This is a genomic window from Thiomicrorhabdus hydrogeniphila (assembly GCF_054656895.1).
Map to the genome: position 1 here is coordinate 1 of NZ_BAAHXL010000001.1, position 26616 is coordinate 26616.

Sequence of the window (26616 nt, forward strand, 5' to 3'; positions counted from 1 at the left end):
GGAGGGGCCGTCTCTTTTATCTCAACTGCATTGCCGGAATCAATACCAGAGGTTGTATCGTTTTGTCTTGCTACGTCTGAATCAAAGCCAGAGGTAACATCACCTACTGATGCTGTACGCTCTACAATTACACCACCATCTGAGGAGCTACTGACAGCTACACCTTCTCCCGCCGCAGTTGCTTCGAGGGCATCAAAATTACCTTCTAATACAGCTTGTTGGAGTGCATCAATATCAACCGCACCTTCAGTGCCTGAGTCAACGGTACTTACATGTCCAGAAACATCATCGTCTAAACGCATTTGAGTATCTCTACCCAACGTTAAAAGCGTTCCGTTAACCATGTCAACAACCACACCACCTTTACCAGAGGTTTGTATGATTTCACCAGCATATACCGGGCTTCCTGCCTCTAGTACTCGTGATTCTCCAGTTACAGGGTTAATAGCGCGAACAATTCCCTCTAACTTTGTAACGTTTCCGACGATTGTAGACATCTCATGCACTCCAAATTTGCGTTGAATATCAAAATAGCAAAACCTCAATTTGACACATCATACTACGGCAAAACAATTCTAACTACTGTACTTAAGGACAATATAGATTTTAACTAATAAAAACAATTTGTTATTTAAACTATAGACAGTGAATAACGTGAAAACACACACTATATATAGTGGATTTATGTAAAACACTTATTGTGTTATAAACTGAAGGGGATTCACACTACTTTAAATTTACCTTATAATGAAAGCTTAAGTACTTTTGTATAAACCTATTTAAGGAGCACAATCATGGCGGTCATTAACCCCAACCTAGCCTCTGTTGCACTTAATATGCAAAATCAACAAAATAGCAATCCGTTTAAAACAATGGATACAGTAAGTGAAGACACTCAGTCTGAAAAAAAATCGGTTATCAATAATAGCTCGGTGACGTTGTCAGCTTCAATTGAAAATGCATCTAATGACTATTTAGATCTTAAATCAACACAAACAACAAACGAAACAACACAGACTAATCTTGCCAACAATGAAACGTCAAATAGAGCTAGCGACCTGACTTACGCTTCTGACCTTCAAACAAAAAACAACTATTTTTCTATGCAAAACAATACTCAAAAATCAAATTTATTTTGATTTAAGGCTTACCCATTGAGACCTTCGCAAGACAACTCAAAAAGTGAGCCAATTTCGATAACTTACATTTTTTCGAAGTTTATCTCGTATTTTGGTCTTTTTTAGCTGAATTTTTCAGCTATTTGTTAGTTTTTGTTGGTGATTTCCATATTTTGGACACACCAACCCCTGGATCTTATCCATAAGATCTTGATGCCTTTGTCGTCAAGAAGCTCATCATGCTTTTGACTTCGGCAAGCACTGTCAGCTAAACGGCTTCTTCAGACCCTGTGAAAAGCGCTTCAAAGACTTGAGAATCATGAAGGCTGCCAGTCGTCAGCGCTTGGGCTAGAAAAAACGGTCTTCATCCAAGCTAATATAGGTTTTAAAGCCGTAGGTGATTTTTGGCTTAACATCGGATGCGGTTTTTACATTGTAAGAGGCATCTTTGTCTTGAGTCTTTTCACCTTTGGCATTTTTATTAGGGTGGTTATTTTTAGCTTGAATGACACTGGCATCAATAATACTGGCTTGACCAGTTTTAATAATGACGCCTTGACTGTTGAGTTGGTGGTTTATGTTATCCAGTAGGGTTTGAAGCAGATCACTTTTATTAAGATTGTTTCTAAAGCGCCAAATAGTTCTGTGATCAGGAACAGGATCTGTCAGACTTAAGTTTACAAAGCGACGAAAAAGTAAATCTCGAGCCAGTTGTTTTTCACAAGCAGGGTCACTGAGATTGTAGAAGCTTTGCTGTAATAGGGTTTTGAACATCATTAATGGTGGTCAGGCTCCTTCACCTACTGGATTGTTGTTTATGGATGTCATGTGACATTCAATGGATTTCCAATCAATCAGTTGGTTGAGTTCGTCTAACCCTGTAATCGCTTCATGCTCATGGATGAAAGCATCTGCAAGAGAGGTTTGAGTTAGGTTTTTCCAGGCCATTTTAGCGCTCCATTGAAAGTGGGTGTAATGGGGTGTATTTTAAAAGCTAATGGCTTTGCTTATCAGAATATTTTGAGCTTTTCAAAGGTTTCTCGTGCAAAGGTCTCCCATTGTTAAAAATTTAATTCACCATATTCTATGTTCGATATTATCTGTCAAGCACATTCCGAACCAAATGATTGTCGTGTTTTAATTTGGCAAACACAATTTAAATGAGTCTTCTCATTGCCGCCACAATTCTTTTCTCTTATTCCATTGAGCTTTAACCGTTCTGAAAAACGTTTAATAACTAAGTTACATTTCATGACACTTATATACTTTCATATACAACAGGCAAATAAGTGCTTTTAAGCACTTAAGCCCTACACAAATCATCCTATTAAAATGCCTTAACATTAAGCAAGCGCACACATTACAAAATCCTTTTATAAAATCCTAACCTTCTAGCTATAAAAAAATAAAATATTAGAGTTTATATATATAATAAAATAATAATAAACCAATATAATCAATAGCTTATATATACATGAGTTTATTTAAAGCCTACCTATAGAATTTATTTTCCTTATATAAGTTTCTTTATTTATCTTTCATTTTTCGATTAGTTTATTGTGTAAAAACGATTAAAAAATAATGCTTGTACGGAGCTCAACGATGAAGCTATTTGTAACCAATAAATTACACTCTATTCTTACGGCAACACTATTGTCCCTGTTTTTTTCAAATGCTTATTGCTCTCCAAATGATGAAATTAAAGTACAAACGGTTAAATCGACCGTTTATGACAGTAAAGTGAATTTAGGCGGTACGGTTATTCCGTTTAAAGAAGTCACTTTGACGGCTCAAATGCCAGGACAAGTTAATTATGTTTCTGGGATTGAGGGTGATGGCTTTAAAGCAGGTACTTTAATCATATCGATTGATGACGATGCGTTAAGGGCTCAGCGCAAAGCAGCAATGGCTCAGTGGAATCAAGCCGCCTACGCCTATCAAAACGCACAAGCCCAGTATAACCGCGAATTGTGGAGCCCAAAATCAGAACAAAGCATGCCAGGCATGGCCTTACCTAACATGATGGACCAAGTATTTTCTCGCCCAATGGGGAATGCTATGGGCGTAAGTAATACCAATGTCGAAAAAAGAGCAGATTTAACCAATGCTATTTCTTTGGTTAGAGAAGCACAAATGAATATGCAACACATCAAAGCCAAAATTGATGAAATTGATGTACGTTTAAATGACACAAAATCTATTGCCCCCTTTGACGGAGTTATTGTTAAAAAAATGATAGAGGCTGGTGATACCGTACAACCTGGCCAAGCCTTACTCGTTTTTGCAAAAAGTAATCACTTAAGCATTGAGCTTAATATTCCTGTCAACTTAATGCAAGGCATTCATAAAGGCCAAATTTTAATGGCTAGAATTGCTAACAGCACGCCAATACAGGTACGTGTTGCTCAAGTTTTTCCGGTTGCTAATGGCCAGCAACATACCGTAAAAGTAAAAATGGACCTGCCCTTGGGCGCCCCTGCCGCACCTGGAATGTATGCCCAGGTTGCAGTTGATAATGCCACCTCTCAAAAGCAAGCTTTTCCTGTCATTCCCTCGCAAGCTATTATTAAACGTGGCAGCCTACCAAGTGTTTTTGTCTTTAACCCTAACACTAAAAAAATCACCATGAAAGTCATTCGCACAAGTAAGTCATCAACTAACGGCATGCTAACCGTTCTATCTGGCATTAATGAAGGTGAGCAAATTATTATTAATCCACCTGCCAATATTAGCTCTGGAATGAGTTTGAAAAATGGTCGATTAACTCCTCCGTCTGATTCAGATGATAAAGACGCCTAAGGAGGATCAATATGTCGAATAATATGCAAAATAACCCAACACCAAACAATCCAGGTGATGACGAAGAAAAACGCCATGACATTGCTGGTAGCATTGCTAAGAATTACATAAGCTCGCCAATTACGCCTCTATTTTTAATTGCCAGTTTTTTAATTGGTATTTTTGGTGTGATGTTTACGCCACGTCAAGAGGATCCACAAATATCTGTACCTATGGCCGATATTTTTATTCAATATCCAGGAGCTACTTCTAAACAGGTTGAAGCTTTGGTATCAGAACCTTTAGAACGCTTATTAAAGGAAATCAGCGGCGTTAAGCACGTTTATTCAGCGTCAACACGAGGCCAAAGTTTAATTACCGTACAGTTTGCTGTAGGTGAAAATACCGAAAAAGCACTTGTAAATTTATACAACAAACTTTCTGCGAATACAGATATTGTACCGCCTGGCGTTAAACAGCCCTTAATTAAACCAAAAGGTGCAGACGATGTTCCTATGGTCACCTTTACGCTTTCATCTGATGATTTAAGTTCAAGCCAGCTTAGATTACTGGGGTTAGATACTCTGCAATCTTTAGGCGAAATTAAAGGCGCTAGCCAAGGCTTCCTTATTGGTGGCGAACCACGCGAAATTAAAATACAAGTTTCACCCGAAAAACTAGCGGGTTATGGTATTTCTCTTACCCAAATAGGTAAAACCATACACGCTGCAAACAGCGAGTTAGAGACCGGAAGCATTGAAGCCTGGCAACAAAAATTCAAAGTTTACACGGGTGATTTTTTAACCAGCGAAGAAGATATTCAAAACCTCATTGTTGGAATAAAAGACAATGCCCCTGTTTACGTTAGAGATATTGCAAAGGTTACCTCCAACGATGAAGACCCATCAAAACTCGTTACCTTTTACACAGGCCTGGGTTATCAAGGTCACAACAAGTCTGTTGACGGCCAAAATGCTGTCACTATCGCACTAGCCAAACAAGCAGGAACAAATGGCGTATCCGTTGCAGAAGATGCTATTGCTCGTATTAACAATTTAAAAGGTGTATTAATCCCGCCAGATGTGCATGTTTCTATTAGCCGTAACTACGGAAAATCGGCCAATGACAAAGTAAACAACCTAATCTTTAAACTGTTTATTGCAACAGGAGCTGTAACCCTATTAGTTTGGCTATTTTTAGGATGGCGTGCTGGCATTGTTGTAGCCATTGTTATTCCTTCCGTTATTTTATCAACCGTGTTTATGGCTTGGGCACTTAATTTTACTATTGACCGAGTCAGTCTATTTGCCCTTATATTCTCTATTGGTATTTTAGTTGACGATGCCGTGGTGGTGCTTGAAAACATATATCGCCGCTGGTTAATATCCAATAACACCGACACCCAAACATCAGTTGCTGCTGTAGCAGAGGTAGGTAACCCAACCATTATTGCTACCCTTGCCGTTATAGCTGCACTTATGCCTATGGCTTTTGTAAGCGGCATGATGGGGCCGTATATGGCTCCCATTCCTGCTTTAGGTTCGGTTGCTATGATTATTTCTTTATTTGCGGCTTTTGCATTTACACCATGGCTAGCCATGCGCATAAAACCAAGCATGGAAACCCTTAAAAAGGCCGAAAAGAAAGAGCACGAACAAAGTGAAAAAATGGAAACTTTTTTCCGTAAATTACTTGGTAGCCTACTCATTGGCAAAGTCAAAGGTTGGGGATTTTTAATTGGAATCATTCTGGCATTTTTTGTTGCCATTATGTTGGTTTATGAGGCATTTGTACCCGTTAAACTGTTGCCATTTGATAACAAACCCGACATGAGTGTAGTCATTGACTTTCCTGAAGGCACAGCTTTACCCGTTACAGCTAACCTGACCCATAAACTGGTTAAAGAAATACAAAAAACACCAGAAGTAAGCACCATGGAAAGCTATGTAGGTACTGCAGCCCCTTATGATTTTAATGGATTAGTTCGTCACTACTATCTTCGTCAACAACCTTGGCAAGCTGACATTCAAATTCACCTTGTTGATAAACAACACCGTGAACGTTCAAGTCATGTTATTGCTGAAGCTATGCGTAAAGAACTGGTTAAACTACTTGGCAACGATAGCCCGGCAACCATTCAAATTGTAGAAATGCCGCCAGGCCCACCCGTTTTACAAGCTCTAGTAGCTGAAGTTTATGGCCCAGATGAAGCGTCTCGTAAACAGACCGCCCAAGAGCTCACCGAGGTATTTAAAAAAGCCAAAAACGTAACCGATGTAGACAACTTTTTAACCGCACCACACAATTCATGGCGCTTTGTTATAGACAAACAAAAAGCCATTGAAAGCGGTATTTCTGTTACCACCATTAACAAAACCTTAGAAATGGCAATGGGTGGTTACAAACTAGGAGATGTAAAACAAGGATTTGTACGTGAACCTACGTTTATTACCCTAGAAGTCCCTTTAGAAATGCGTGCTGAATTTGCACGGATGGGTTCAATTCCGGTAGAAACATCCAACGGAACAACCGTGCCTTTATCAGAATTAGGTTCTTTTGTTCTAGAAAGTGAACAAAGCGTGATTTATCACAAAGACTTACGTCCTGTTGAATATGTTACAGGCAACGGCGTTGGCCGTTTAGGTGCGCCAATTTACGGCATGCTAGAAATACAAGATCTATTAGATAACTCAAAAGACCTAAAAGGATTAGAAGGAAACTTTGTGACTACACCTGACGGTGTAAAAGAACCTGGCTTTATGTGGGCGGGTGAATGGACAGTTACCTACGAAACATTTAGAGACATGGGACTAGCGTTTGGTGTCGCATTATTGATTATTTATATGCTTGTGGTTTGGGAGTTTAAAAACTTTATTATTCCGCTAATTGTAATGGCCCCCATTCCATTAACATTAATTGGTATTGCACCTGGTCACTGGCTAATGAACGCTGAATTTACAGCAACCTCCATGATAGGCTTTATCGCCTTAGCAGGGATTATTGTCCGAAACTCCATTTTATTAGTGGACTTTTCACGCCAAGAAATTAAACAAGGCGTCCCCATTACAGAAGCGGTTATTCAGGCCTGTAAAGCCAGAACACGTCCAATTATTATTACCGCCGTCGCACTTATTTTAGGTTCAAGCGTTATATTATTTGACCCTATCTTTCAAGGTATGGCTATCTCGTTAATGTTTGGTGTTATGGTCGCCACCCTACTGACTTTAGTGGTTATTCCATTAGGTTGCGTAAGTGCCCGTGCCGCTTTCTGCCCTGGTGGAACAGATAGTTCAGGCAACCGTATTCCATCTTGTGATATTCCTACGGAACAAGAAGATGAAGCATCACCCATTAAAAAAACTGTAACCAGTATTAAAACCGTAATTAACCCATATTTTTCAATTCAACGACGCATTAAATTAGATGAAAACTACAGGCCTGTTACGGTTGATTCTGCTGGCAAAGTGATTACTGATCAAGCCGCCGAAAACACACCAAAAGATATTCATGAACAAACCGTAAATGATGATAATTCTGGCTCAGAGGCTGAAAGCGTTAAAAAAACTGATGATACAACAGCTAAAAAGAATGACCTTAAAGACAGTGCAAAAGCAGAGGACAGCCAATCGACTGAAACCCCGCTGACTAATGAAACGACAGAAAATAAAACGGACAACAAACCCGTAAAGCCAAATCCTGCTCGTAAAACACCCGTTAAAAAAACACAATCTGCTAAAACAGAACAAAAAACAACAACACGTCGTAAACGTGGTATTCAGTTAAAGGATGACAACAATGAATAACAACTTAAAAACATGGCTTACGCCAACAACCTTACTTACCTTGATGACATTAAGTTTATCTGTCCAAGCCCAAAATTGGCCACAACCAGAATCAGCTTATTTGCCGTCAACACAGTCCCCACAATGGGTAGAAAACAATATGCAACAACAACCTATGCCTTATACCGCACCTCAATATGGCTATGCACCTTATAACCAGCAAAACTACCAACCAAACTACAATCAAGGTTATGGCCAAAGATACTACCCACAACCTTATTACGGCAATCAAAATACCCCATATGCAACAAATGGTAACTGGGGAAGCTGGCCAAATAGAAACAACATGATGCCATCTATGCCAAATATGGGAAATTGGTCAACACCAAATATGAATATGGGAAATTGGTCAATGCCAGAAATGCCAAACATGAATAATATGCCTGGAATGCCGAACATGAATAACTTTTCTATGCCAAGCCCATCGTTTACAACACCAACGATGAACATGCCATTTTTTAACTAAATTTGAACGAAAGTTCAAACAATATGGCCCTAGTAGCAGGTCAGAGTGCTACTAAGACCGTCTAAAACAATTGGGAACAGGTACTCAAGCCCATTTGCACTTTTTAGAGTACGCTTATACTATCAAAGGAGACTAGTAATGAGTATTAAAAAATTAGCTTTAGCAGCAATCATTTCTACAGCCGTTTTAGGTGCACAATCAGCTTCGGCAAATTGGTTTAACGCACCATGGGCAAACAATAACAACAGTTACGGAAACCAAAACGGTAATGGCTACGGAAACGGTAATGGCTACGGAAACGGTAATGGCTACGGAAACGGTAATGGTTATGGAAACGGCTATGGTAATCAACAAGGTCAAGGTCAGAGCCAAGGACGTGGCGAAGGCAGTGGACAAAGCCAAGGACAAGGTAAAGGCCAGGGACAAGGTCAAGCCAAAGGTTCATTTAATTTTGGTATGAGCGGTGAATCAAACATGTCTGGAAATGCAGATGGCCAAGGCAATCAAAAGCAAAAATATAACGGCCAAGGCAACCAAAATTATAATGGTCAAGGTTATCAAAACTACAATGGTTATGGTCAAGGACAAGCCTACGGACAAAATCAAGGATATGGTCAAAACCAAGGTTACCGTCAAGGCAATATACAAAACCAAGGTTATAGAAATAACCCTGCACCAGCGCCTTATTATTACCCGCAACAAGGATATGCTCCATATCCAATGCCACCAGCACCACCCGCTGCCCCTGCTCCAGCGGCAACACCTGCTAAGTAATAACTTTACTTAAAAATCTTTGATAGGTTAGTTTTAATGGTTTCCGTTAAAACTAACCAAAAGGTTTTTATTAGACCCACTTACATTTTTTAAAATGCATACCCAGTAGTTCTAATAAAAGTTTTTATAGTCATAAATTAAAGTTAGTTTAGGAGCAAGTTCATGATTACCGTAATAGGAAACATGAAAGGTGGAACAGGAAAAAGCACAGTGACCTTTAATTTAGCCGTTTGGCTAGCTCACAAAGGTAAATCATTACGCTTATTTGATTTAGACCCGCAACAAACCCTTGCAGATGCGTTGGAGGTTCGTCAAGAAGAGGCTTATGAACCCAAGTTACCTAAAGCTGAATTTCAAAGTACCCTAGCTGATTTAAACAAAAACAAAAATGCCGATGAAGTACTTATTGATGTCAGCATGAGCGATCAAAAAGCACTTAAAGAAGCCATTGTACTGTGTGACCGTATTGTTATTCCGGTAGCACCTAGTCAAGCAGATATTTGGTCTACACAACGTTTTATAAAACTCATTAACGAAACGTGTACCCCCAAGAAACCAGAGCTATTGGCCTTAATTAACCGAGCTGATACCCACCCTTTAGTAACTGAAACGAAAGAATCAGAAGACGCTTTAGACTTTTTACCCGGTATCAGCCGTATTAAAAAAGCTCGCTTACATAACCGCACAGCTTATAGGCGATCATTTAGTGAAGGCCTAGCTGTATTTGAACTTAATCCTTCAGGTAAAGCGAGTAAAGAAGTTTTAAAACTAACTGCTTTTTTATTTCAAAAAACTAAAAAATAAACAAAAATCAAAAATCAAAAACTACAAAAAATATAAATCACTTTGAGATCTTTGCACGAGACAGAGGCACAAGAAAAACAAGATAGAATTCTTTAGATTTAGGTTAAAAAATACGCATAATAACGAGTTATTGGGCGGATTTTTTAGCTTGAAGATAGAGAATGATAGCTTTTTTATGTATTCATGGTCTCGTGCAAAGGTCTCACTTTACACATAGTCTATCTATGTAACATTTAATAGGAGTAACCCATGTCACTCATTAGGGCCATACTAAACAACGGATTTTTCATTATTGTGTTAATTGTAGCCATTACGCTATATCTCGCCTATTCAGATAGTATTAAGCAAGATCACGGCATTGAAAACAACGCTAATCAGACAATTGCTAGCCATTCTCAGCCTAATGACCAGGCCTCCCAAAATAAACCTAATAATGTACAAAAAAATGATACTCAACCAGAAAATATTAAAACGAGTACCGAAACACCGCAACTAACAGAAAATACAACAAAACTTGTAAAGCAGCACAATCATTCTGTTACACCGTCTGAAGAAAGCACACCAATAAAAGAGACAGCGCAACACGAAAACAAAGCCATTGAAACCACAGAAACAGTTATTGTCGCAATGCAAACAGATGACTCTACTGCAGACACAAACACGGCAGAATTAAACACAAAAGAACCTTCAGCAAACACAACCAACGAAGCCAAACCAACGGTTAAAGCTGAAATTGCGCCTGAAACAACAAATACCAATACTGAAATTGCAAACTTTGCCAGCGTTGAACAAGCCATGCAAGCGGCGCAAAATGCTGATAGAAAACAGGATTTTGCTACGTCATCTCGCATATATTTAGATATAGCAGCCAATCAACCTTCTGCCAATATTTTAGGTTACTTGGCCAACGCGCTTTATCAAGATGGCAAACAAAAACAGGCGGGGCAAGCATGGCTAGATTCAGCCAAACTACTTGTTAAAGAAAACCGATTACAAGATGCTTCAATGCTAGCCTCTAGACTAAGCCCATACGCACCAGCAGTTGCTCAAGAAATTCGCATGAATGTGCAAAAAATTCAATACCATCAAATGGTGAAACAGCAGCAAAAAATGCAAGAACGTATGCCTCAAATACAGCAAATGAAACCCTTTGCTCCTATAAAAGAAATGCCGCCGATGAAATCAATGCCAGCCGTACCCCAAATGCAAAAGATGCCCACAATGAATCAGCAACCAATGGCAAACAACCAACCTTTTGCTGCCATGCCACCAATGGCTAATAACCAGCCAATGCCTGCTATGAAAAACTATAACCCACAATCAGACCCACGCTACATGGCTATGCAAAAACAGCAACAAGCGCAATACCAGGCCTACTTAAAATACGTTAAAGAACAACAAGAAATGATCAAACAGCGTATGCCAATGGCTCCGCAGCCACAGTTTACGCCCCCCGCTAACGCCAGCTACCCAAATTATCCAAACGGTAAATAACTTCTTAACAAAAAATACACGTACAACAATGGTGTTGTACGTAAGCAACAAGCAAAGGATGCCTTATGGCTGATAACGAACCAACCAGCAATGGGCAAGTCTGTGATTTAAACGAACTGGCCAAAACCATGACTCAAGGCATTCGCCGTTGGGAAAAAGTCATTTACCCAATGATGATTGCTTTTATTATTTTGGCAGCTTATGGTTTTTATTTGATTTACAACGTAACAAAAGATATGCGTAACATTTCAAATAACATGTACGCTATGACCAAAGCGGTTGTAACCATGACAAACACCCTAAACCAAAAAATGAATCAAATTGATCATCAAATGGGTGCCATTAACATTCACATGGACAAAATGAACCAGAATATGAAATCGGTATCTGAAATGAACACCCACATTACCGAAATGACTTCAGCCATTAACAGCATGAATGGTTCTGTAAATAGTATGAGTCATTCCATCTATTCAATGGTATATTCAACCAATAACATGAGCTCAAATCTAGGAGAGTTAAACGATAATTTTTCTAAACCAATGAGTTCAATAAACAGCGTTATGCCTTGGTCAATGATTCCAGGTGGCAATGCAAATCGTAAACCACCAACCATGCAACCAAGATACGACTATCCAAACAGTCCCTATAAACAGCCTAACACGCAAAATAATCAGCCAAACAAATAAGGAAGCGAAACAATGACACCCAAAGAACGCTATCTTAAATTAGAACAACACCTTAGAGAAGAAAACCCTGTTCTTATCGATATCATTAGCAATTATCGAGAGTTAGATAAAATTGGCTACAAGACAGGTCTACTTAAAAAAGATGAATCTTATGCAACACAAATATCTTGGTGGCCATTAATCTCGGTTTTAGGTACCTTTTCAGCAGGTAAATCTACGTTTATAAACTCGTATACTGGTAAAGAATTGCAAACCACAGGCAATCAAGCCGTAGACGATAAATTTACCGTTCTTTGTTACGGATCAAATGATGAAATTACCACATTACCAGGCCTGGCATTAGATTCAGATCCTAGGTTTCCCTTTTTTGGTTTTAGCAAAGAAATTGAAAAAGTCGAATCCGGTCAAGGCAGCCGTATAGATAATTATCTGCAGCTTAAAACCACAAATTCTGATGTGCTTAAAGGCAAAATTTTAATCGATTCCCCTGGTTTTGATGCCGATTCGCAGCGCGATTCAACTTTACGCATCACCAATCACATTATTGATATGTCAGATTTGGTGCTCGTATTTTTTGATGCTCGTCACCCAGAACCTGGCGCAATGCGCGATACTTTGCAACATTTAGTGGCCACAACCATTGGCCGCAAAGACGCCGATAAAATTCTCTACATTCTCAATCAAATAGACACGGCCGCTCAAGAAGATAACCCTGAGGAAGTGATTGGCTCTTGGCAAAGAGCCATTTCTAGCCAAGGTTTAATAGGCGGTAATTTCTTTAGTATTTACAATGAAGAATCGGCCAATGATTTTGCCGATCAAGCCAGAGAAGAACGATTTAAACGCAAAAAAGACATTGATTTAGCCAATATTCACTCACGAATTAGCAAGGTAAGCACCCAACGCACTTACCGCATTGCCAATGCGATGGAAAATATTATTGATGATATGTACGTCAATAAAATACCTGCAGTAGAAAATGCCATTGGTTCATGGCGTAAAAAAGTCATCGCAACCGATATTTTGGTTTTTGCAGGCCTGTTCGTTGCTTTATTTTATGGCTTAAGTAGCTTTGGTTACTTTGATATGCCAATGGCAGATTGGCCGCTTATTAAACTCGCCGCCAGCTCTGTTTATATTGGAGTTGGATTAGCCGCAATCAGTGTCATTCTTTTATTTGCAATACACGTTTACATTCGTACAAAATTTGCTCGCTGGGATACCAAACGACTCGAAAAAACTGAACCTCAACTTGCCAATGCTTTACATCACAACACTCGTTTTTGGCTAGGAATGTTCCCAACTTCACCAAGAGGATGGTCAAAACGCAACCGTCGTAAACTGACCAATATTGTCAATGCTGGTAAAAAAGCCATTCAAAAGTTAAATGACCAATTTGCTGACCCATCGGGCAAAACAGGTGTGCCTACCGATACCAAAGCAACAGCAGAATACACTAAAGCAGATAATCTATCAGCAACTCAGCCTAGCCTTGAATCGTCTGAAAATAGTCAAACCGGCAACGCTAAAAGCGAACAAAATATAACGAATAACATACCAAATAGTGAACTAGAAAATAATAATGAAAATGAAGCAAAACTTATAAAGTCTGAACGCTAACCTAAGTTTAACCAACTTAAACATGTTTAAGTTGGTTAAACTTAGGTTAATTAAAATTAAATTATAATATTTACGTATTTCAGCTAATTTACTCATTGAATCATTTACAGCAATATTCATAAATAACTCTACACAGGCTACGAAATCCCCTATCAGTGAATTAATTATTTTTATACCCTTATTAATTTTTAAGACTCTTTCAAGACTTACTCAACCTTTCTCTATTGCTCAACCTTCTTAAAATGAGTAAAATTTTCATTAACTTAATAAAGTTCCCTCTTAATTAAGTAGCTCCAAAATATAGTTTTAAAAACCTCAAAACATTCCCTTGTTTAAAGTCATGGTTTTTAGGCTCCTCAACTTTAGAAGGCACAGTACCGACCATACTGTGCTTTTTTTTTGCCAAACACTCCCTAAAAAGATCTACAATTAACATTAAAAATGGAGTTAAATCTATGCAAGACACTTCTCATCATAAAACCTATAAACACGGCCATGGTAGTGATGAACAACACAAAAAAGACCAAGCTCTTTTTAGTCATTTACTTGAATACCACAATCAACTTACTCGCACAACGGAACAACTACCAAACGGTATTTGCAGCCGAACCACATCTGAATCACCTAAGTTAGTTAAAATCCTTCAAGAACACGTTACAGGTATGGAAAAACGTTTTGGAATGGGGCGTGCTATTCGCTCTTGGGACCCTCTATTTTCTGCCTTATTTGAATACAAAGAGCAAATCACCATGGAATACCATAATATCGAAAACGGTGTAGAAGCGACCTTAACCAGTGATGACCCTAAAATTATTGAATTAATTCAATGCCACGATGAAACACTGCACGGATTTGTAAATGAAGGCTTTGATGCAGGCAAAAGAGAAAGCCCAAAACCAAGTTGGCTGGCAGACGAATAAAAGCATTAAACCCAACGTCTTGAATTTAAAGCGATTGCCCTCATTAACCTACAATAGACGTTAAATAAAAGGAATAATCATGATTATAATGTGTCCAAGTTGTGCAGGATTAAACCGTGTAGCGGATGACAAATTATCTAAACAAGCCACTTGCGGTAAATGCAAAGCACCTCTTTTTACCGGCAAACCACTTGAAATGAATGGCCAGCAATTTACTCGAGCCTTACAAAAAACCGATCAAATTTTGGTGGTCGATTTTTGGGCGCCTTGGTGTGGGCCATGTAAAGGTTTTGCGCCAACGTTTGCTCAGGCGGCCGCGCAATTTGAGCCTCGTGCCCGATTTATTAAAATCAATACCGAAACCGAACAACAAATTGGCGCACAATTTAATATTCGTTCAATCCCTACTTTGGCCATATTTCAATCTGGCAAAGAAATAACAAGAATGTCTGGTGCAATGGATTTAAGAGGTTTTAGCCAATGGTTAGAGCAAAACTTACCAGCATAAACGTTTTTAAATAGATAAAGCATGTGGTTTAAAGTGAAGCATTAAGCCACCAAGCCACGAAGTTTTTAGGGTTTTAAAACCGTTTATTTTGCCACAAAGCATACATACCAGGCCTGGCAATTTTAAATTTACACAATCATTGCAAACGCAGCTCTTTAGAGCGAAGAACGCCTTTTAAGGCGACCCGTAGGGTGAACAACGCGAATAATCCAGAACTAAAACCGCAATGCACGTTGGAGATTGCTACGCCTTTGACACGCAATGACATACAATTGCATTGGCTTATTGATGACCTTTGATAAAAACACCCAACAGTCATTCTCTGGCTTGACCATAAAATTTTATTTGAACTAAGAAGATTATCAGGGCGCGCCGATACTGGTGAGGTTATATTTAGATTTAAATAAGAATTCAACAGGCCTGGCATGTCTTGTGGCAAACTAAACCAGTAACAATTAATTTATAAAGAGAATAAACATGGAATTAGGATCACCAGAACACAAAAGACTGCTTCAGCAGGGAATTATTAAGGTGGCGTTAAAAACCATCACACTGGGTTTTATATTAGGTGTAATACTGTGTATTCCACTAATACTTAGGGAAAATACTTTTTCTATTGGCGTTGGCTATGTAGGCATCGCTATAATATTTGGTTCATTAATCTATGCTTCAACTTTAGCCTGGAAAAAATACCAACGTATCATCAAACCTTTTGATGAAACCTACAACTCAAAATAAATATAAAGCCTGTTTACGCATTTTAAAAGTGAACAGGCCCATAATTCTATCTTTACGGTTCACTTTTAATCTTTGCTTGCGCGCAATCTCTTCAGCTTAACAATCGTTTGTTTAATCGTATTCTTAACCACATCTCGAGTCACAGCCATAATAGATAACGACTTTGCCCAGCTTGTTGCATTTTGTTGAATTTGCTCAAAACTCACCCCTTGTTGGTGGCGTGAATACAATAACGAATTGAGATCATTCACCAGAATTTCTAACGATTTTGAGAAACCATAATGATAAAAATGCCACGTTTTAAACTGAAGTAAAGACCTTATTTTTACTTGATGGTTTGATTGGGTGTTAAGTTGAGAGCTTGAGGGCTGATTGAGCCATTCACTCCCTACCTTTTTTTCAAAAATATGCTGACTTTGCCAATGCATCATACTCTGTAAAATAGCCTGACCACTTTGAGCACTGGCTATGGTTTTACGCAAATTATTATTGAGCCATTGCTGTTTTGCGATTAGCAAAATTAAATAGGCGACCATTAACACAAACATCAATACTACCCATTTAAAGAACCACATTAGCCAACTTGGCAAAGCCAGAGAGTGAACTTGTTCAAAAACAAGTTGTTCAACCTTAGCGCTTTGCGGATTAAAACTACGCAAAACCAAACGTGGAAATTTTACCAGGCCTGCCTGCTTGATTCTAAAAGGCACTTGAATATTAAGTTTAGTGACCAAACCATTTTTATTTGTTGTTTGAGTAACCGTTATCGATTCTGCCAACCATGTAAATTGATCATTATGCGTCAGTTGATTAATTAACTTGTTGGCGGTCGATTTCATATAATCTACCGACACCCCTTGCCCCGTTAATTGCCAGTTCCAGTAATATAAGTTACCCGTTTGATAAACCTTATCTATTGGCATAATATGCCAATTTAATTGCCCAACCGCCACCGACATAGGCAAAAATATTGGCAAAGGTTTCACGTTAATATTTTGCGGATAATCAAAAAACTTCCAACGCTGATTAGTGGTATTTTTAATTTCAATAACAGGCGATTTTAATTGAATTTTTTGGGTGTTAAACACACTTGGCATTTCATAAGACACCATTTGGGGTAACGATTTATTTTGTGAACTCAAAACAGAAGAGATTACCGTTGGATTATCCATGTCTGCCACAGGTTTAATCTCAACTAAAAAAGCGGGATTATTAACGGTAACCTGCGCTTTCCACAAGGCGTGTTGTGTACTGTAAAGTGATTTTTGCGGAGCTTGCCAAGCAATGTTAACCTCTGGGTTTTGTGCAACTGTAATCTGCGTTTTGGGAATATGAATCAAACCCGCATTTTGCTCTTTTAAGGTGAAATTTTGTACTTTTAGAGGGTAAGCGGTAATTCTTAACGAACTCGAATGTTGCTCAACATCCGTAATCATAAACGCGGTTTTAAGATGTGACCAATTTAATAAAGCCGACGATTTACCCAGCTTTTCGCCCTCAATATAAATTGTAAACGGCTGACCCAGCATTAATTTTAACGGGCGAACCTTTAACGTAATGCCATTATTATGGGTTTCTAAGGCGTTTAAATTGATTTTACCAGGCCTGGTAAAATCGTCATTTGCCACAACATTGTTTGCCAAAAAGACTAGGCTTACAAGCATGAATGCAAGTAAATACAATCGTTTAAAAAGTGGTAAATCCATCATTCTTACCATGGCTGAATCCCCGGAATAGCGTGTGCTTCTTTTTGTGCCGCTTCAAACCCTTCTTCACGTTCAAATACACGTTTTAGCACTTGTTTTTGATCATCTTGAAGCGATTGTAATTGATGCTCAAACTTCTCAGCTCTTTGTTGATTTACCTGCGCTTGTAATACTTTGTTTTGCCCTGATTTTTGCACGCTATTTAAACGTAATTTAGCAATACTTGGATTTAATTTATAGTTGGTTAATTTATCTGCTTCTGGCAATGTAAACATTTTGCCACTGCCATTACCTTCGGGTGAATCGCCATCTGAACCAAAGCCTGGATCTTTTGAATCAGACTTGGGTTTTTGACCACCATAAAAAGCGCCATCCGCATTTTTGCCTTGGCCACCAGTGTTTTTCTTTTTCTCAGTTGGTTTGACTTTTTTAGCCTGCTTTTCTAATACATAACGTTGTTTGGCTAAACCTAAATTGTGCTGTGCTTTAGGGTATGTTGGCTGATAAAGCAACGCTTGTTCATAAGACTCTATGGCTTGTGGCAAGAGATTTGCCAAATAATAACTATTGCCTAAATTATATAAAGACTTAGCGCGTTCTTTATTGTTTGGAGCTTGCCAGGCGGCTTGTCTAAAATACAAAACCGCGCTGTCTAAATCTTTTGCTTTATAGGCCGAAGCCCCTGCGCCAAACCAGCCTTGATAAGTGGCCGATTTATCGTATAACGCCTGTGCAGAGTCATAAGATTGTGCTTCAAAATCACGATAAGCTTGGTGTAATGAGCTAGAACCTGAATGTAAACTTTCATCCGCCATAGCCGGTTGTGACCATAAAGTCATGGCACTTAGGATCATAGCACTCATAATAGGTAACATCATAATCAACACAAAGTTTGCTGAGTTTGACCTTTTAACACTACCAGGTTTTAAACCTAACAACACCTGCCATAAATAAAACGCCAATAAAAGCGCGATTAATCCCACAATTAAAAACGGTTGTTCGTAACTAATCCAAACTTGTTTTAGGCTTTTATCTTGATAATTAGAGGCCTGGTCAGTAATTTCTTTTACTAATTTACTCATAAAAGCTTGGTCAGAACTGGCGCGTAAATACACGCCTTCTGTTTGCTGGGCTAGCTTTAACAGCTGACTCTCTTCTAATCGGCTTTGTACTAATAAGCCATTAACATGCAAATGACCTGATTCGTGTTTATTGTCTGGAATGGGTGATGGTCGAGTATTGCCCACTCCCACAAAAATCACCTTAACCCCCGTTTGGCTCTGTTTTTGTGATTGCGTGACCTTAAGCGATTGTACAATTTTAGGTAAAGCAACCGGTTTCCAAAATGGTGGTGCACCATTGGTAAAAACCACCAAAACTTTTGCTCCTCGCCCCGTTTGCGTTATGTTATTTAAAGCACCAATTAACCCAAGCTGTAACCAACTGCCTTTAGTAGGCAATAAACCTGGCTCTATTAAATTTAAAAAGTGATTAAAAATGGGCTTGTCGTAAGTAAACGGCAACACCGTGTGTGGTTGACCTGCAAAAACACTTAAACCAATACGGTCATTATTTTCTAAATTTAACACCAAACTTTGCGCAAGCGATTTAGCATACAAAAACCGATTCGGTTTTACGTCTGTGGAGGTCATGGATTGTGATAAATCAAAATCTATCATCACATCAACACCATGACGATTATGCGTTTCAAACTGGTTATCTAAACTGCGTGGACCAGCCAATGCAATCACCAAACACAGCCACGCTAAAATAAATAATCGACCAGCGGTTATGAATTTAATTAATCTTATAAAAAAATCTTGCCACTTTGCCTGTAAGCTTTTACCAGGCCTGGTAAATTGGTTTTTTCTATTGATTTGCTCATTATTGCTTGTATTGTTTGCTACCGTTGCAACCCACGGCCAAAGCGCCGCATCGGCATAATGTTGTTTTTGTTGATTGCGTAAAGAACGTTTAACCACCCAAAAAATTATTGGCAATAATAACGCCCATAACCACAAAGGTTCACGCCACAGTAAATCGCCTTGTAGAAATGCAGAAATCATGACATTTCCTCATTCGATTTTTTTTGTTTACGACTCTGTTGCCAAAACAGCGCCAAAAGCCAATACAGTACAAAAACAAACGCCAGCATATTAAGCGGATAAAAATACAATGCCTTTTTAACTGGCGGGCTAGGTGGTTTTTGATAAGGCACGCCTTCGGCCTGATTGATTTTTTCTAACACTTGCGAAATCTCAGTGCCACTGCCCACTTGATAATATTGCCCGCCTGTTTGCTTAGCAATACTTTGTAACGATTCTGTCTCCAAAGGCTGATAGAGCAAACCCGAATAGAGTCGTTTATCGGCTTTGTCATTACTCGCTCCCACGCCAATGGTATAAATTGGCACTTGCAATAATTGCGCGTAGTTTACTGCCTCTGTCAGCTCAATTTTGCTGGGTTGGCTTAAGCCATCACTAATCAAGATCACTACACGTTTTAAGGTGTTTTTATTGGCTTTAGCAATATCGCTTTTCTGGTCTGTTTGCTTATCGGTCTGCTTGAGCGCCAAGCCCAGAGCCTCGCCCATTGCGGTATCGGTTCGCCCTGCCAAATACGGTTTTAAACGTTTTAAAGACATTCGTGCCAAGGTTTGGTCAGAGGTCAGTGGCAGCAAGGTGTAAGCATTATCGGCATAAATATCTAAACTAAAACGATTGCCTTCAAGCTTGGCAATAAAATTATCCAAAACCTGTTTTACCACATTCATACGGGTTTCTGGCTCGCCGTTAATTTGATAATCTGGCAATAAAAAAGAGGCCGAACTTTCAATCACAAACACAATATCTCTTACGGTTTTTGTTTGAGGTTCAGTGGGTGGCGCCAGCTTTTGAACAGGTTGTGCCAATGCAATCGCTAACAAGCTAATCATTAAGCCACGCAAGATATTAAATACAACCGCCTTCAAACGCCAAACACGTTTACGCACAATAGGTTGTGCTGTACCTATTTTATGAATTAAAGCATGTTTTACTCTAAGTTCACGGCTGGCTTGAATTTCACTTAAATCATTTTTGGCATTAAAACGACTGCTTAACCACCAAAACAATGGCCATAAAATAATTAACCAAAGCCAATTTGGTGATTCAAATACCAAACTACCCGGTTCTATGTGATTTACCAGGCCTGTAAAATTTAAAACCTGCAATAAAAGATTCGCTAAACCATACTCCATTACTGGCGACCTTTTTTATGAGGTTGTATTTTCATTGATTTGCTTTTTTCTTTTTGCCCATAAAAAGCCAGCAAGGCCTTAAGTGTTATATGTGCATTAAGCCATTTACGACTCATTTCAAGATGGGTTTGCAGAGTTTCACGTGAAACAGGTTGATTAGAAAATGCCAGCAAATTGCTAAACGTTTTTAGGTTTTGTAAATCTTCAGAAGCGCTTTTGTGTAAAAGGTTATTCACATAAAACAACCTTTGAGTAAAGGCATAAAAAGCCACTGCGGTATTTTTTAAGTCTTTATTTTTAAGCTCTGTTTTGTCTATTTGCCCAACTGAAATGTCTAACTGAGAAAGTTGCTTGCGTAATAAATAAAAATGCAACCAAACGGGCTGTTTATTATGTGCTTTATGACGTGTTTTAAGCATTAAATACAGACTTACCAGGCCTGCTAAAATGAGAAAAATCAAAAACCAATACACTCCCGTTTGCAATAAACCTAGCCAATCAAAATCGGGCGATATTGGCAATTCAATGTCAATTAAACTCAGCTGAGTATTTAGGTTATCTGCACTTAGATTAGTCGCACTTAAGCTGGCTGTATTTTCGGTTAACTTAAACATAAGATTCGGCCTCCGAAGAAGACGAATTTACATAGGCAGCATTGTCTAAAGGTTGTACCCCTTTATTACGGTTATCGCTGTGCAAAGAATGCATAATTTGTGCAATAGATTCATCGGCAAAAACCGAATAAACCTCAACCCCTGCTTGGGTTAATTTTTGATAAATATCCGCTTGATATTGCATTGACCAGGCCTGGTAATTTTGTCTTTGCATGGCGCCAGAAACATTATAAACCTGCTGATTTTGCATAGATTGTAACTGCAAACCTTCAATATTAGGCAACTGTACTTCGGCAATATCTTTTACCCAAACGGCCTTAATAAACACCCTGTCTTGCAGTGCGGTTAATATCTCGGTCGTTTGTGCATTAATATCATCAAAGTCACTGATTAACAGCAACCTAGAACCGGGCTGTAACTGAGCCGTGAGTTTGATTAACACATCGTTAAATGACGGTTCAGCGTGCGGTGAATCTACGGGAGGACAAGGTTCACACAATACTTGCATAACATGTGAATAGATGGATTTACCTTCAAAAATCTGCGACTGTTCAAAACCTTCTGCCAAACGACCTACTGCAACAGGTACCGAAGTTTGCTGAGCCATCCATGCAAAATAGCCCGCTACTCTTACGGCTTGCGTGGCTTTTAAACGTTTGCGAGTGCCAAAACGCATGCTGGCTCTATGATCAACCAAAATAAACCAGTTTTCTTCACGTTCTTCTTGAAACAGTTTGGTATATGCCTTGCCTGTTCGCGCCATTAAACGCCAGTTAATTCGGCGAATTTCATCCCCCGGCTGATACATTCGGCTCTCTTCATACTCCAAACCTGCGCCCATAAACTTAGAGGCTTGTTCACCTTGTCTTAACGCCTGGCTCTGCTTAAGGTTAGGAGATAATTTACCATGAGATTGTGCCAATTCTTCGGCTAAATCAGTCACCTCTTCTGCCGACAAAAGTGGTTGTGTGGTGACCTGCATATTGACTTGTGACAAACGCCCAAATACGTTTTGCCAAACCGTCGTCAGCCATTTTGTAATTAGCGTTAAAAATGGCATGAATTTACACCCATTATTCTGCTTGCACCATGGGCACAGGCACCAATTCAATTAGCTTGCTAATAATACTATCGGCGGTCCATTTTTGCGCTCGACCACTAAAACTGATAATCAAGCGGTGGCGTAAGATATCGGGCAACAAAGCAATCACATCGTCAGGCGTCACAAAATCTCGGCCTTGTAACCAAGCGTAAGCACTTGCGGCATGTAATAAAGCAATAGAGGCTCTAGGCGAAGCCCCTACTTCTAAAACACCTTGCAAACTATTATCTAAATCGCCCAGTTTTCGTGTTGCGGTGACTAAAGCGACCATATATTTTTCAATGTCTTCAGATACAAATTGCGAGGCCACTTGGTGACGTGCATGCAGCACTTTTTCTGGTGTTAAAAAGGCACTCAATGGCTCTTTATCTTCACCAAAATGATGCGCTCTATCACGGCGCAAAATTTCTAATTCTTCTTCTTCATTAGGGTAATCCAACACCACGTGTAACATAAAGCGGTCTAACTGCGCTTCTGGTAACGGATAAGTGCCACTTTGCTCTAAAGGGTTTTGCGTTGCCATAACCAAAAACAATTCAGGTAATTCACGCGTTTGACCACCTGCAGTTACTTGCTTTTCGGCCATGGCTTCTAATAGAGCTGACTGTACTTTTGGTGGAGCACGGTTTATTTCATCGGCTAACACAATTTCATTAAAAATCGGTCCCTTAACAAAGGTTAAAGCCCCTGAATTAACATCTAAAACATCTGAACCCATTACATCGCCAGGCATTAAATCTGGTGTAAATTGAATACGCTGAAAACTGGCATGAACACCCGTTGCGAGCGTTTTAACCGCCGTGGTTTTTGCCAGGCCTGGTGGACCTTCTAACAAAACATGACCGCCCGTTAATAACGCAATAAGCATTTTATCCAGCAACGCTTCTTGCCCAACAATAACTTGCTGCAAATGTGTTTTAAGGGTAATAAATTCGGTTTGAGTGCTCATTGGGCGTCCTAAACTTGATTAACATGATGCTTTATCACTTTGTGGCATTTAATAATATCATGCGTAAAAGTAAATCAATGTGGTCGCTTATTGTATAAAACCTAGTGGATGCACACTGCGCTTCTATGATTAAAATTTCAAAGCAACTCATTTAAAGAATCTATAAAGAACCGGCTTTATTTAACGTTATTCTCTTTTTAAGAGATTCTGGGCTTTAAGGATAAAAAAGTAAGCCAATTCTTTAAATAGATTTTTATATAATGTGTGTACTAGGATATTCTTAGTAGCTTTTTGTGGTTTTAGGTAAAAAGCGCGCAAAAATAGTAATCCTAATATGGGCATAGCATGTTTAAATAATGTTCGAGAGTTAAACTTTTGTACTTAAATACAATATGTTACAAAACCAAAATCGAGCAAAGCGATGCTTTTTCAATTTTTATTATCAAAACAAAACAAATTAACCTTCTTTTTTATTGCGATTGTATCAATAAGCTTTAGCAATAAAACAATGGCGTCTGCTGGTAACTTTGAAAAAGCCGTAAATTTATATAATAACCACAACTATGAGTCAGCCTATAAACTATTTTTAGTTTTAGTAGAACAAGACTATTCATCTGTTGATTACAGCTTTTATTTAGCGCAAACTGCCGCCAAACTTCACAAAGACCAAGAGGCCATTACCGCCTACGAACGTATTTTAATTTTGCAACCCAACAACACCCGAGCCAAATTAGAACTGGGCAAAATTTATTATGATCAAGCCGAATTTACTCTAGCAAAAACCTATTTTGATGATGCCAAAAACGATGAAGTTCCTGATACAGTTCGGAAAAATATCAACCTGTTTCTAGACCAAATAGAGAATAAAACTCAAAAATCAAAACTCAGTGGCTCTATTATTTTAGGCGTAGGGCATGATAATAACATTAATGTTTCGCCAGAAGCCTCCTCATGGTTTGTGCCTGTTTTTGGTCAAAACTTTAACAGTGCATCAGATCCTGTTGCAAATTTATACACAGAACAAGCGGCCTTAGTAACGCATATCTATAACGCTAGATCTAAGTATGGCTTTGACATTAAAAACAATCTATTGTTTTACAATAAATCGATCCCTGGCGAGAGTGAATATAATATTTTATTCCTCCGCTACCAACCTTCATTGATTTTCACAAAAGAAAATTACACTGTTGAAACCGCTTTGCAATACGACACCATGCGTTATGGTGGCGATGCTTATTTAGAAACCTACGGTTTTGTGCCTAAGATATCTCATGTGATCGATTCAACTAGTCTTGTATCAGCTCATCTAAAACTCTTATTTAAAAACTATTTACGAAGCAGCGATCAACAACGCGATGCTAGTTATAATGAACTTGGTTTTAAATATTTTAAAAAAATCACGACCAACACTACATGGCTAAACTCTGTTGATTTAGCTCAAGAACGTCAAGACAAAAAAACGACGCTGGATGTATCCAATAACTCTTGGTCGGTTAAAACAGGTTTTTACCATTTATTTAGTTCAAGTATACAGCTGGGTACTGAACTTCAGTACAGTCAAAAAAATCATATTGATAAAAATCTATTTTTCTTAAATAAAAGAGAAGACAGCACGCTTACAGGATCAATATTCCTATCCAAAAATATCAATAAAGACATTGCTGTTCAGTTACGTGTAGAACATATTAATAATAATTCAAATCAAGAAGCATATACTTATAATAAAAACGTTTTTCTTGTAAACTTGATTAACCGTTTTTAAGGAGAATTGACGTGAAAATTACCGTATTTATGCTGGCTTTTCTTATTACCACACAGGTTTATGCGTCGGTGGGAAAAGTAACAGCTCTTAACGGCTCTGCAATTGTTGAGCGTAGTAATGAAGTCATTAAAGCTAAAATTGGCCTACCAATTCAACAGCAAGACACAGTGGTAACTCACGATAAAACTCAATTACAAATGATATTTAATGACAGTACGATAATTTCTCTTGGAAAAAATACCATCTTTAGAGTCGCACAATTTTCATTTAATACAACAGATTCTCAGAATCAACAGGTTGAGTTTTCACTAAATAAAGGGGTTATGAAATCTGTAACCGGAAAGATTGGCAAAAAAACACCTGCTAACTTTAAGGTTAAAACGCCTAATGCAACGATTGGTGTAAAAGGGACTACTTTTACACTCAACACCAATGCAAAATTTACACAGCTCACCACCTTAAAAGGCGCGACTTTTTACTACGACAATAAAACCAAAAAAACCTATGATGTACCTAAAAACCATACCTTAGTGTTTAACCATAAAACAGGTCAGGTAACAATAACCATCATCAACAGCAAACAAGCATTTAATGCCGTGCATCTTTTAAGCGGTACAGATCTCCCATATCAAGATCTAGCAGATGCTGATCAAACTCATCAAAGTTCAATGCAAGATGCGAGTTTATCAAAAAACAACTACAACAAAGTTACGGTAGGTTCAGGCACTTATTCTGAATACGGTTATTGGGAAAACCCCAATACAAATTTAGCCAATTCCGTTTGGGCGGGAGCCGTTACTACTGCAAGCCAAACTCCAGCAAATACCGTTTCAAATTTAATTGCAACATCGGCAACAGCAAGCTATACAGGAAATGTGGTAGCCTTTAATGAAAACCATCAGCAAGGCTCTGGAACCATCGCTATGAATGTTGATTTTGGAGCAGCTACTCTTGCCGTAGTTGGTCAACTAGACTACACCATCAATGGCACAAGATGGCTTAATCAATTCTCTGGTGATGTTCAGCCAACAGGATTAGTAGTGAACAACATTAATCCTATTGGCGGGGACATTAGTGCAACGGCAGGCTCTATATCGGGCAACTTTTATGGACCTGGAGCCGAGGAGGTGGCGGGTACATTTAGTTTAAGTGGTCAAGACTCAACGAGCACAACCCATACATCAACTGGGTCATACAATGCAATAATGCAATAGAAATTCCTTAATCAACTGTGTCGGTATCTAGGGTTAACTTCAGCTAACGACATTAAAAGGCGCTACTTATTACATCGATAATAAAACCAAAAAAACCTATGACGTGCCTAAAAACTACTCTTTATTGTTTAACCATAAAACAGGTCAGATAAGTATCGTCGCCATAAAAAATAACCAAGCATTTAATGCCAATCCGCTTTTAGATGATACAGATTCACTAGATCAGCTCCTATCTGACGCAGATCAAATACACCAAAATTCAATGCAAAATTCTAATATG

23 protein-coding genes are annotated in these 26616 nt (G+C 38.7%); 14 read left to right on the plus strand and 9 right to left on the minus strand.

Annotation, left to right across the window (positions count from 1 at the left end; all coding sequences use genetic code 11):
- Positions 1–497 (minus strand): retention module-containing protein (locus ACYQ0E_RS00005; RefSeq protein ID WP_460186214.1); only part of this gene is annotated, 497 nt, incomplete at its 3' end.
- 297 nt (positions 498–794) lie between these two features.
- Between ACYQ0E_RS00005 and ACYQ0E_RS00010 the strand changes: the two genes are divergently transcribed.
- A complete protein-coding gene (locus ACYQ0E_RS00010) occupies positions 795–1139 on the plus strand; it encodes a hypothetical protein (RefSeq protein WP_460186215.1) in 345 nt (114 codons plus the stop codon).
- 327 nt (positions 1140–1466) lie between these two features.
- On the opposite strand, the gene ACYQ0E_RS00015 is transcribed toward ACYQ0E_RS00010, so the two are convergent.
- Positions 1467–1895: a transposase gene (locus ACYQ0E_RS00015; protein WP_460186216.1), complete on the minus strand. Its 429-nt coding sequence runs from the start codon at positions 1893–1895 to the stop codon at positions 1467–1469.
- 9 nt (positions 1896–1904) lie between these two features.
- The gene (locus ACYQ0E_RS00020) at positions 1905–2066 is read right to left on the minus strand and encodes a hypothetical protein (RefSeq protein ID WP_460186217.1); all 162 of its coding nucleotides are present in this window, start codon (positions 2064–2066) and stop codon (positions 1905–1907) included.
- A 654-nt stretch (positions 2067–2720) separates the two neighbouring features.
- On the opposite strand from ACYQ0E_RS00020, the gene ACYQ0E_RS00025 reads away from it, so the two are divergent.
- The 11 genes from ACYQ0E_RS00025 (at position 2721) to ACYQ0E_RS00075 (ending at position 15751) form a co-directional block, all read left to right on the plus strand.
- Positions 2721–3917 carry an efflux RND transporter periplasmic adaptor subunit gene (locus ACYQ0E_RS00025; RefSeq protein WP_460186218.1) on the plus strand — a complete coding sequence of 399 codons (1197 nt, stop codon included), beginning with the start codon at positions 2721–2723 and terminating at the stop codon, positions 3915–3917.
- Between the two features lie 11 nt (positions 3918–3928).
- On the plus strand, positions 3929–7699 hold the full coding sequence (locus ACYQ0E_RS00030) for an efflux RND transporter permease subunit (protein WP_460186219.1): 3771 nt from the start codon (positions 3929–3931) through the stop codon (positions 7697–7699).
- Positions 7692–8204: a hypothetical protein gene (locus tag ACYQ0E_RS00035; RefSeq protein ID WP_460186220.1), complete on the plus strand. Its 513-nt coding sequence runs from the start codon at positions 7692–7694 to the stop codon at positions 8202–8204. The genes ACYQ0E_RS00030 and ACYQ0E_RS00035 overlap by 8 nt, the downstream gene beginning before the upstream one ends.
- 138 nt (positions 8205–8342) lie before the next feature.
- Positions 8343–8978: a hypothetical protein gene (locus ACYQ0E_RS00040; RefSeq protein WP_460186221.1), complete on the plus strand. Its 636-nt coding sequence runs from the start codon at positions 8343–8345 to the stop codon at positions 8976–8978.
- Positions 8979–9140: 162 nt separating this feature from the next.
- Positions 9141–9782, plus strand: a complete 642-nt coding sequence (locus ACYQ0E_RS00045) for an AAA family ATPase (RefSeq protein WP_460186222.1) — start codon at positions 9141–9143, stop codon at positions 9780–9782.
- Positions 9783–10031: 249 nt separating this feature from the next.
- On the plus strand, positions 10032–11276 hold the full coding sequence (locus tag ACYQ0E_RS00050) for a hypothetical protein (protein WP_460186223.1): 1245 nt from the start codon (positions 10032–10034) through the stop codon (positions 11274–11276).
- 65 nt (positions 11277–11341) lie between these two features.
- Positions 11342–11965 carry a hypothetical protein gene (locus ACYQ0E_RS00055; protein WP_460186224.1) on the plus strand — a complete coding sequence of 208 codons (624 nt, stop codon included), beginning with the start codon at positions 11342–11344 and terminating at the stop codon, positions 11963–11965.
- 12 nt (positions 11966–11977) lie between these two features.
- Complete coding sequence (locus tag ACYQ0E_RS00060) at positions 11978–13585, plus strand: dynamin family protein (RefSeq protein WP_460186225.1); 1608 nt, start codon at positions 11978–11980, stop codon at positions 13583–13585.
- Between the two features lie 455 nt (positions 13586–14040).
- Complete coding sequence (locus ACYQ0E_RS00065; protein WP_460186226.1) at positions 14041–14505, plus strand: hypothetical protein; 465 nt, start codon at positions 14041–14043, stop codon at positions 14503–14505.
- A gap of 79 nt (positions 14506–14584) precedes the next feature.
- Positions 14585–15013, plus strand: a complete 429-nt coding sequence (gene trxC / locus ACYQ0E_RS00070; RefSeq protein ID WP_460186227.1) for a thioredoxin TrxC — start codon at positions 14585–14587, stop codon at positions 15011–15013.
- A 477-nt stretch (positions 15014–15490) separates the two neighbouring features.
- Entirely contained in the window at positions 15491–15751 is a 261-nt protein-coding gene (locus ACYQ0E_RS00075; protein ID WP_460186228.1) for a hypothetical protein, read from the plus strand.
- Between the two features lie 65 nt (positions 15752–15816).
- On the opposite strand, the gene ACYQ0E_RS00080 is transcribed toward ACYQ0E_RS00075, so the two are convergent.
- Genes ACYQ0E_RS00080 through ACYQ0E_RS00105 form a run of 6 tightly spaced genes read right to left on the minus strand, consistent with a single transcriptional unit; the run spans position 15817 to position 23360 of the window.
- Positions 15817–17469 (minus strand): hypothetical protein, encoded by a 1653-nt coding sequence (locus ACYQ0E_RS00080; RefSeq protein ID WP_460186229.1) that lies wholly within the window; start codon positions 17467–17469, stop codon positions 15817–15819.
- Positions 17463–19523, minus strand: coding sequence for a VWA domain-containing protein (locus ACYQ0E_RS00085; protein ID WP_460186230.1), 2061 nt, complete (start codon positions 19521–19523; stop codon positions 17463–17465). The genes ACYQ0E_RS00080 and ACYQ0E_RS00085 overlap by 7 nt, the downstream gene beginning before the upstream one ends.
- A complete protein-coding gene (locus tag ACYQ0E_RS00090; RefSeq protein ID WP_460186231.1) occupies positions 19520–20695 on the minus strand; it encodes a vWA domain-containing protein in 1176 nt (391 codons plus the stop codon). Before ACYQ0E_RS00090 ends, ACYQ0E_RS00085 begins: the two co-directional genes overlap by 4 nt.
- Positions 20695–21309, minus strand: a complete 615-nt coding sequence (locus ACYQ0E_RS00095) for a hypothetical protein (protein WP_460186232.1) — start codon at positions 21307–21309, stop codon at positions 20695–20697. Before ACYQ0E_RS00095 ends, ACYQ0E_RS00090 begins: the two co-directional genes overlap by 1 nt.
- A complete protein-coding gene (locus ACYQ0E_RS00100; protein WP_460186233.1) occupies positions 21302–22369 on the minus strand; it encodes a DUF58 domain-containing protein in 1068 nt (355 codons plus the stop codon). The genes ACYQ0E_RS00095 and ACYQ0E_RS00100 overlap by 8 nt, the downstream gene beginning before the upstream one ends.
- Positions 22370–22382: 13 nt before the next feature.
- Entirely contained in the window at positions 22383–23360 is a 978-nt protein-coding gene (locus ACYQ0E_RS00105; RefSeq protein ID WP_460186234.1) for an AAA family ATPase, read from the minus strand.
- Between the two features lie 421 nt (positions 23361–23781).
- Between ACYQ0E_RS00105 and ACYQ0E_RS00110 the strand changes: the two genes are divergently transcribed.
- Together ACYQ0E_RS00110 and ACYQ0E_RS00115 are read left to right on the plus strand one after the other, a co-directional pair.
- Positions 23782–25122, plus strand: coding sequence for a surface lipoprotein assembly modifier (locus ACYQ0E_RS00110; RefSeq protein WP_460186235.1), 1341 nt, complete (start codon positions 23782–23784; stop codon positions 25120–25122).
- An 11-nt stretch (positions 25123–25133) separates the two neighbouring features.
- On the plus strand, positions 25134–26336 hold the full coding sequence (locus ACYQ0E_RS00115; RefSeq protein ID WP_460186236.1) for a FecR family protein: 1203 nt from the start codon (positions 25134–25136) through the stop codon (positions 26334–26336).
- Positions 26337–26616: the final 280 nt, after the last annotated feature.